Origin of the sequence: Psychrobacter sp. AOP5-GZ1-6, from assembly GCF_052376345.1 — a bacterium.
Taxonomy (GTDB): domain Bacteria; phylum Pseudomonadota; class Gammaproteobacteria; order Pseudomonadales; family Moraxellaceae; genus Psychrobacter.
Genome location: NZ_JBQSVP010000376.1, coordinates 1 through 319, shown reverse-complemented (window position 1 = coordinate 319; position 319 = coordinate 1). Strand labels below are relative to the sequence as shown.

1 pseudogene is annotated in these 319 nt (G+C 34.5%); it reads right to left on the bottom strand.

The window, feature by feature from the left end:
- Window positions 1-139 (bottom strand): annotated as a pseudogene (locus tag ACT3RN_RS16275) (IS982 family transposase); the annotation flags it as partial.
- Between the last annotated feature and the right edge of the window lie 180 nt (window positions 140-319).

Genomic DNA, 319 nt, shown 5'->3' with positions numbered 1-319 from the left:
CAGTCATAATCTCTGCTACACTTATCTGGCATGCTCTTAGCCGTTGACGGCCCGTTGCGATTAAATGAGCGTCAAACTCAGGTTTGAATTGCTGATAAAAGTCGTCAATATGGCAGTATAGTTCGGTTAGGTTGTCCATGTAAGAAGTCCTTGTTGTGAAGTTTGTCTTGGTAAACTTACTTTAGCAACTTTGGACTTCTTTTTTTATCTTTTTTTTGAGCCCTTATCCCGAACTGGGGTTATTATATATTGGGCATTTTTTTTATTAACTTATAAATACAAGTCTTTCATCAGATCAAAAATTAAATTATTAATATAT